Origin of the sequence: Rheinheimera sp. (assembly GCF_030824435.1) — a bacterium.
Classification (GTDB): domain Bacteria; phylum Pseudomonadota; class Gammaproteobacteria; order Enterobacterales; family Alteromonadaceae; genus Pararheinheimera.
On sequence record NZ_JAVBXS010000020.1, the window covers coordinates 182487 to 190183 of the forward strand.

General features: G+C 48.3%; 10 protein-coding genes. 5 read left to right on the plus strand and 5 right to left on the minus strand.

The genetic code is table 11. From position 1 onward, the window contains the following. Positions 1–4: 4 nt before the first annotated feature. The 4 genes from RCH83_RS04725 to RCH83_RS04740 all read right to left on the minus strand — a co-directional run bounded on the left by RCH83_RS04725 (position 5) and on the right by RCH83_RS04740 (position 3827). The gene (locus tag RCH83_RS04725) at positions 5–451 is read right to left on the minus strand and encodes a cytidine deaminase (RefSeq protein ID WP_306519544.1); all 447 of its coding nucleotides are present in this window, start codon (positions 449–451) and stop codon (positions 5–7) included. Between the two features lie 145 nt (positions 452–596). After that, positions 597–1778 carry a sugar MFS transporter gene (locus RCH83_RS04730; protein WP_306519547.1) on the minus strand — a complete coding sequence of 394 codons (1182 nt, stop codon included), beginning with the start codon at positions 1776–1778 and terminating at the stop codon, positions 597–599. A 124-nt stretch (positions 1779–1902) separates the two neighbouring features. Next, positions 1903–2694 carry an amidohydrolase gene (locus RCH83_RS04735; protein WP_306519549.1) on the minus strand — a complete coding sequence of 264 codons (792 nt, stop codon included), beginning with the start codon at positions 2692–2694 and terminating at the stop codon, positions 1903–1905. Then, positions 2676–3827 (minus strand): methionine aminotransferase, encoded by a 1152-nt coding sequence (locus RCH83_RS04740; protein ID WP_306519551.1) that lies wholly within the window; start codon positions 3825–3827, stop codon positions 2676–2678. Before RCH83_RS04740 ends, RCH83_RS04735 begins: the two co-directional genes overlap by 19 nt. Before the next feature lie 161 nt (positions 3828–3988). Here RCH83_RS04740 and RCH83_RS04745 point away from each other — a divergent pair, with 161 nt between their 5' ends. Further along, positions 3989–4621, plus strand: coding sequence for a class II aldolase/adducin family protein (locus RCH83_RS04745; RefSeq protein ID WP_306519553.1), 633 nt, complete (start codon positions 3989–3991; stop codon positions 4619–4621). Here the strand turns inward: RCH83_RS04745 and RCH83_RS04750 are convergent. Beyond that, entirely contained in the window at positions 4613–4828 is a 216-nt protein-coding gene (locus RCH83_RS04750; RefSeq protein WP_306519555.1) for a hypothetical protein, read from the minus strand. The genes RCH83_RS04745 and RCH83_RS04750 overlap by 9 nt on opposite strands. On the opposite strand from RCH83_RS04750, the gene RCH83_RS04755 reads away from it, so the two are divergent. The 4 genes from RCH83_RS04755 (at position 4817) to RCH83_RS04770 (ending at position 7083) form a co-directional block, all read left to right on the plus strand. Then, positions 4817–5710, plus strand: coding sequence for a LysR substrate-binding domain-containing protein (locus RCH83_RS04755; RefSeq protein WP_306519557.1), 894 nt, complete (start codon positions 4817–4819; stop codon positions 5708–5710). The two genes, RCH83_RS04750 and RCH83_RS04755, sit on opposite strands and share 12 nt — an antisense overlap. Before the next feature lie 120 nt (positions 5711–5830). Further along, on the plus strand, positions 5831–6349 hold the full coding sequence (locus tag RCH83_RS04760) for a hypothetical protein (protein WP_306519559.1): 519 nt from the start codon (positions 5831–5833) through the stop codon (positions 6347–6349). Positions 6350–6412: 63 nt separating this feature from the next. Next, positions 6413–6559 (plus strand): hypothetical protein, encoded by a 147-nt coding sequence (locus RCH83_RS04765; RefSeq protein WP_306519561.1) that lies wholly within the window; start codon positions 6413–6415, stop codon positions 6557–6559. Positions 6560–6660: 101 nt separating this feature from the next. Then, the gene (locus RCH83_RS04770) at positions 6661–7083 is read left to right on the plus strand and encodes a DUF3010 family protein (RefSeq protein ID WP_306519563.1); all 423 of its coding nucleotides are present in this window, start codon (positions 6661–6663) and stop codon (positions 7081–7083) included. Positions 7084–7697: the final 614 nt, after the last annotated feature.

Here is a 7697-nt window from a genome sequence, read left to right on the forward strand (position 1 = left end):
CCGGTTAAGATTTGGCAGCAGCGCTGGTATCAACTTTGGTGCTTTCAGCTAAATATAATGGCGTAAAAGCGCTGGGTAATAATTCGCCCAAGGTCCACTGCTGGATTTGGCCTAAATGGTTGCAACTGGCAACAGGGCTTTGTGGGGTAAAAAATTCGGCAATCACCTGACGGCAGATACCACAAGGTGGTGTCAGTTTTTCCTGCGGAGTAAACACCACCAAAGCCTGAAACTGACGTTCACCTGCCACTACAGCGGCAGCAATAGCGTTACGTTCAGCACAAGTGGTACCGCCATAAGAGGCGTTTTCAACGTTACAACCGGTATAAATTTTGCCGCTTTGTGCCAGTATGGCAACACCCACCGGAAAGTGGCTGTAAGGGGCGTATGCTTGCTCAGAGGCAGCGCGGGCTTGTTGTTGCAGTAAAGCCCAATCGACAGATGTTTTCATCTACTGAAAATCTCAGGTTTGTCAGGGCAGCCTGTTATGCACCGATTTTTACGCAGAATCAAGAGTGGCTTTGGCAAAATTGCCGAAATTACTCACAGATTGTTGTTTTTCGCTACAAAGTAGCAACAACTATACTGCCGGATGGCTAAATACCACCGGCAGCCTGTAAAACGCGGGCACGGCGGCTAAATAACCAGACCGACGCAAATAACCAAAGCGCCACCAGCGGTAACATCCAGAATGCAGTGCCAATACCAGCCACATTGGCCCAAAGTCCGGTGCCAAGGCCAGCCAGCTGACAACCAAGCGAACCACCAATATTCGACAAACCAGACAACACCGGGCCGTTACGGGCGTCCAAATCCATAGCGGCAGAAAGCAAGAGCGGATAAACGCCACCCAAACCCAGCCCTAGCAAGCCATTGCCTAAAGATAACAACAGCGTGCTATCCGCCAGCTTTAATAACAAAGCACCGGCCAAGGTCATCATCACTAATAAACGCAGCAAACGGGTGGCCCCCAGATAAGGGATGAGGTACGCAAAACCTAAACGGCTCAACACCATACCACCGGTAAACCAGGCAAAAATTAACCTGGCCTGCTCAGTTGGGTACAAGAGTGCCGAACTGGCGTAACTGACAAACCAATTACCATTACCCCATTCCACAGCCCCATAACCAAACATTGCCAAAGCCAAAGCCACAAAAACCGGCTGTTTTAATACTGCTTTGTACGACAAACTGTGTTTTGGCGCTTCGGCAGCTGTAGGATCTGCTTTAACCTGACGCGCAATCAACAAAGCATAGGCCGCCAGCAACACCAGCAGCAGCGCCAGCAAACGCAGAGGCCAGCGCCAGTCGGGCAACCACCAGTACATCACCACCACCAGAAAAGGCGCCGCCAAAGTGCCAAGGCTAAACATAAAATCCATCAGCCCCATCATTTTTGCTCTTTTGTTGGCATGCAGCCTGGCTATCAGGGTGTGACCAATGGTGAACATTACAGAGCAAAAAAGCCCAAACAAAAAAATGCCCAATAGCAGATGCCAGGCGTATTGTGCCAAAGAAATGCCAAGCAGAATCACAGTTTCAAGCAGCGCTAAACTGGCAAAAAGTTTCAGGAAATTAAACTTCTGCACATATTTGCCACCCAGATAAGCGCCAGTCACAGTGCCAAGCGCCATCACCATAAAAAACCAGCCACTTTGCGCCGCAGTCATGCCAAGTTCGCTGTTCAGATCAGGCAATAACACGCCCCACAGGATGATTAATAAACCAAGCAGGAAAAAACCACTAAAAATAAGGGCTGTTGGGTGAAATCTGGACATCTGCTTAGGCTCCGTTGGCCGGAAAAACCGCATTATAAAGCAAAAAACAGCAATGTAAGCGCTTTACATGGCTGTTTTATATGGTGCACAAATGTAATCAGCCGCAGGGCGACCTGTTATGGCTTTACAACAACTGAAATTCGTCGGCATCCAGCATGACCGGGAATTTTTGCCGGAATTGTTGTAATTCGCCCAGGTTCAGTGTGGCAAACAACACACCGGCCTGATGAGGTTCGACGCTTGCAAGCGGCTGACCCAGGTAATCCAACACCACCGAATCACCGCTGTAGTGAAAACCGTTGTTATCACTGCCGACTCTGTTACAACCCAGCACAAAAGCCTGATTTTCAATAGCGCGGGCGGCCAATAAAGTGCTCCAGATCTGACTGCGCGGCTGCGGCCAGTTGGCGACATAAATCAGCGCGTCATAATCACCCTGGTTACGGGCAAAAACCGGAAAACGCAGGTCGTAACAGACTTGCAGCATCAAACGAAAACCGCGGTATTCCACCACTTTACGGCAGCTACCCGCCATATAATGCTGATGTTCATCTGCCATCCGGAACAAATGTTTTTTGTCGTAATAGTCAATCTGACCATCAGGGTGCACAAACAACAATCTGTTATGGATACCTTCAGCAGTTTTAATAGCAACGGAGCCACAAATGGCCCACTGATACAACATCGCCTGTTGCTGCAGCCAAAGCACTGTAGGCCCTGTCATCTCTTCGGCAATTTGTGTACTTTGCATCGAAAAACCACTGTTAAAAGTTTCCGGCAATACCACTAAATCAAGGTCTCTGAGGCTGGTAAAAAGCCGGGTAAAATGCGCCCTGTTCGCAGCCGCGTCTTGCCACACCAACTCAGACTGAATAACGGCCACCTTCAGGCTTGTTGTTATCGGCTTAACCGGCATAAACGCTCCGCAGCTTGTAATAAGGTATTGTCCTGTTTAGCAAAACAAAAACGGATAATTTTGCTGTCTTGTTCCTGGCGGGAAAATACCGACAAAGGAATAGCAGCCACCCCTACTTCGGTAGCCAGCCAATGGCAAAAACTGACATCATCCAGCTCACTGATAGCACTGTAATCGGCCAGCTGAAAATAAGTACCGGCACAAGGCAATAATTGAAATTTGCTTTGGCTGAGCAAGGCGGCAAAACGGTCGCGTTTTTGCTGATAAAAACCGGCAAGCTCTGTCACCAGTTCAGGCGAAGTTTCCAAAGTGGTGGCAATGGCGTATTGCGCCGGGGTAAAACTGGAAAAAGTCACATACTGGTGGATTTTCCGGAATTCGACGCTGAGCGCAGCTGGCGCTATACAATAACCCAGCTTCCAGCCGGTGACATGGAAGGTTTTGCCAAAAGAGCTGACGATAAAACTACGTTCCTGTAGTGCAAATAACTGATGAGCGCTGAGCTGTAACGCACCATCAAACACCATATGTTCATACACTTCATCGCTGATACAAAACAGCCCGTGTTGTTGCACCAGATCAGCCAACGCCAGCCAGTCATCCTGACTAAACACCATGCCGGTTGGGTTATGCGGGCTATTCACAATAATCAGTTTGGTTTGGTTTGTGACTCTGCGGTGCACAGCTGGCCAGTCAATGCGGTAATCCGGCGCCGTCAGCTGAATATGCACAGTTTTACCACCGGCCAGTTCCACCGCTGGCTGATAACTGTCATAAGCAGGGTCAAATACCAGCACTTCATCACCGGGCCGCACCAGCGCCTGAATGGCAACAAAAAGCGCTTCGGTGGCGCCTGAGGTGATAGTCACTTCAGTGTCAGCATTCACCACCCGGCCGTAACAACGCTCGGTTAACCTGGCAATTTGCTGGCGCAATTCCGGCACTCCGGCCATAGGCGCGTATTGGTTTTTTCCGGCAAGCACCTGTTGGTTCAACTGCTGTAACAGCAGTTCCGGTGCCGGAAAGTCTGGAAAACCCTGTGATAAATTAATGGCTTGCTGCTCGAGCGCCAACTGAGACATCTGGGTAAAGATAGTGGTACCAACCCAGGGTAACTTACTGCGCAAATCCATAAAGCTCCTTTTAACATCATTTTGCAGTCTGGTTGAAGAGCCTGATGCTAGCATTTTTGCTTTGCAGTTGTCTGTTACAGCCGAAAAAAACGGCTTGGCCTGCAGTGACACAGAATGCTATTATTTGAGACATTTCAACGTATAGACGTCTAAACATAAAGATGAACAAATCAACCAGCAGCAACCAACTGAATCCCTACGCTATTCAACTTTGCACTTTAGGCCGTTGGATCAGTGCCAAACAATGGACACCTGCCGGCAGCGGTAATTTTTCCATCCGAAGTGGCGAACACAGTGCTTTGTTCACACCACAACACAAAGACAAAGGTGAGCTGAGCCCACAGGATTTAACACCTTTGTCATGGCAAAGTGGCGAAGCCAGCCTGAGCGCACAACTGGCGTCTGGTAGTTTGTTGCATGTTGCGCTTTACCAACAGTTCAGTTCAGCCAAAGTGGTGCTGCAAACCCAGTCGTTAGCAGCAACAGTCTTCTCCAGACTGGTAAAAGCAGATCAACATCTGTTTTGTGGTTATGACTTGCAACAGACCATTGAGCCGCAGCAAAACAGCAATTCAGGCCTGAGCTTAGCCATTCTGGATGCCAACAACCCTTGGCCTTTGCTTGCCGCAGAAATTGGCCGCCGTCAGCATGAACTGACCTCTGGTTTATTACTGCGAGGTCAGGGTTTGTATGTCTGGGCTGATAGTCTGGAACAAGCCAAACGACAGCTGGAAGCCTGGGAATTTTTATTAAGCTGCGAGCTGGAGCGGCTTAAAGTGTCAGGTTTATGGTAACAAGCCTATTAAAAGGCTGCGGTTTTGTATCAGTGCTAACCATAATGCTGCTGCGTCATCCTGGTGCAAAAACGCGCCACAATAACGCAGCAGGCGCAAAGCACTCCATAAATTTATTATATTTTTCAGCATGTTAAATGCAGGAACAACAATTGCTACAGTCAGCTTCTCTGATGAACATGGAGCAGTTGCCACATGGCCGTTCATACCCCACTCCGAGGTTTACGCTGTTTTTGCGTTGCCGCTGAATGTTTAAGTTTTAAAGAAACCGCCAGTCAGTTGTATCTGACCCCTTCGGCTGTCAGCCATCAAATTAAACAACTGGAAGAAAACCTTGGTTTTAGTTTGTTTGAACGCCAGACCCGTGCTGTAGTGCTGACGGCAGAGGGCAGACGTTTTTATCAGGCCATTCAGCCGGTATTACAAAGTTTATCCGCAACAGTGGCTGAGTTTTGCCAGACCAAAAGAGAGCAGGTGGTGAGTATCACTTTGCCGGAGTTTTTTGCCAGCGAGTTTTTTGTGCCGAGGTTAGTCGGCTGGTCCAGTCAACATCCACAGGTAAATTTACGGCTGGAAACAGTAAAGTCGCGCCAGGAAAGCAGCCGCCACACCGATTTACAAATAGTGCTGGCCAGCAGTAAACCTACAGATAAAACCTCCTATCAGTTATTCCCCATTAGTTATGTGCCGGCTTGTAGCCCGGAATGGTATCAGCGCCTGCAAGGGGAACCCGGTGAATTGCCTTCGCTGGAAACAGTGCCACTGATAGTGCATCAGGCCAGACCCTGGTGCTGGCATCAGTGGGCCGATCAGGCTGGTTATGACGATTTCAGACCCAGACAAATTATTCAACTCGACAGTATGTTTAGTGTTGCCCGCGCCGCACAACAGGGTTTAGGGGTGGCCCTTATTCCACTGCCAATTAGTCAGGCCTGGTTTGACAGCGGCAGCCTGGTCAGGTTGTTTGAGGACGAATTGCATACCAGAGATCATTATTATCTGGTGCAACATGAAGACAGCCTGCATAAACCGGAAATTCAGCTGCTGATCGATTGGGTATTGGCTGGTTTTGCCAAAACAAATGTATAGATGAAGTGCGTTCAGCCATCGGGTGTAATTTTCTCGTTTGTCAGCTCCCCCCGCTTGCCCCTAGAGTTGACCCTACAACAACCAACTGGGTTGTTGTTAAAACCAACCGGGAGCAAGACCATGAATCTGATTACATCTCGTACTTTATGGGCCACCTCTTTGTTGTTGGCCAGTTTTGCCAGTCACGCTGGCAGCAATGGTTATAAGATGGTGGTGATCGCAGAAGACGCTTTAGCCGCGCCTATTCAGGCTGGCGCGCTGACAACAGCAATTTCGGCTGCAACAACGCAGCAGGCGCAGGACCCTTATGCCCGCCAGATGAATCTTTGTGTTGCTTACAGTAAAGAAGGCAATATCGATAAAGCCAAAGACGCCTGTCATAAGGCCGTCACTCTGGTGCGGCAAAGTGGCAAGCGCCCGGCCGAACTGCAGCGAGAACTGCGCTCTTACGCTTACAGCAACCGTGGTGTTGTCAGGTTACTCAGTGGCGATAATATCGGCGCCCTGGCTGATTTCCAGCGAGCTCATGATATTGAAGCCAGTGTTATCAGCCAGCATAACCTTGGCAAATTAACTGCAAAACTTAATGACAAAACACTGCTGATAGCAAGTAGCAATGGTGCTGCTGCACCAGAGTAAAAAGTTGAACGTAACGCGGGGAGCATGCGTCGCCTGACTCCCCGTTTGCGAAAGGAGCTGAAAATGAAAAGTTATCAAAGTATTTTGCCAAGCCAAACCAGTAACTTACAGCTGTTCTTCTTTCATTGTTGGCAAGGGCTGATTGAGCAGTGGCAGTTTTACCAGCATCTGGCTGTCAGTCAATGGGACCCGCACGACGATAATCAGTAACTGAAGTGTCGATAAATGACACCACAACACCGATGTTACTGCTACCTTTATGCTTTTACGTGGCATAATAACGCCCTTTTGCAAAATGGCAGGTAAAGAACATGCGGGTATGTGGCGTCGATATTAAGGGCAGCGAAATTATTTTATGTTTGATGGAAATGGATAATGGCCTGATGGTGTTGCCCGATTGCCGTCAGGTGCGTTTTCCACTGCTAAAAGATCAAGACACTGAACAGATGCGTAAGTTTCAGTTCGGCATGGCCAAACTGGCTGAAGACTATAAAATCAGCAAATTTCTGGTCCGTGAACGTCCACAAAAAGGCAAATTCTCAGGTTCTGCAGTAGGCTTTAAAATTGAAGCTGCACTGCAGTTGATCCCAACTGTTGATACCGTCATTTGTACCAATGCCGCTATTAAAGACAAACTGGCGACTCACCCAATTCCGGTAGATTTCAGAGATACCGGCTTAAAAGCCTTCCAGGAAGCCGCCTTTACTACAGCTTATGCGTATTTAATTTATTAAATTCAGTCTGTTCTCTGCTGGCACTGCCTAAGTTTTCTTGCAAAAAATCCTCGCTCAAGCGGGGATTTTTTATGCCTCTTCTCGGGAAAACCTGCGTTTGTCATTGGTTTTTCTTGGGACTTTCGTTTGTTTTATCTACACAACTTGCTTAATGAACCGGCGCTCAGGCAATGAGTTTGAATGGCTAATTCTTTAACGTTGCTGCTGGTTCCTTGTAGTTATTGCGGATTTATTGATCAATAACTGCGCGTTGTCAGGATTGGATACTGCCTCGTTAAGCAACTTTCCGACATAAAACTATGACGTAGGACTTCATTGATACCTCTGATTGTGGCTTTTTGTGTGGGATTGTTTTGATAAGTTGTGATTTGATTTGAGCGGAGCTGCTGATTGTTTGTTTTAAAGCGAGGTTTGGAGCTGGTTTTTGGTTTTATTGGGGGCGAGTTTGGGAGCCTTGATGCCCTTCGCAGAGCTCAGGGCCGTTCAGCTGGAAGAAAGCCAAATTATTGGCTTCCTTAATTCCCAGCTTCACTGTACTACTCGCATGGGAATGCCCTGCTCGGGCAATAGACCGCCGGATCCTAAATACAAAAAACCCCGCTCACTGAGCGGGG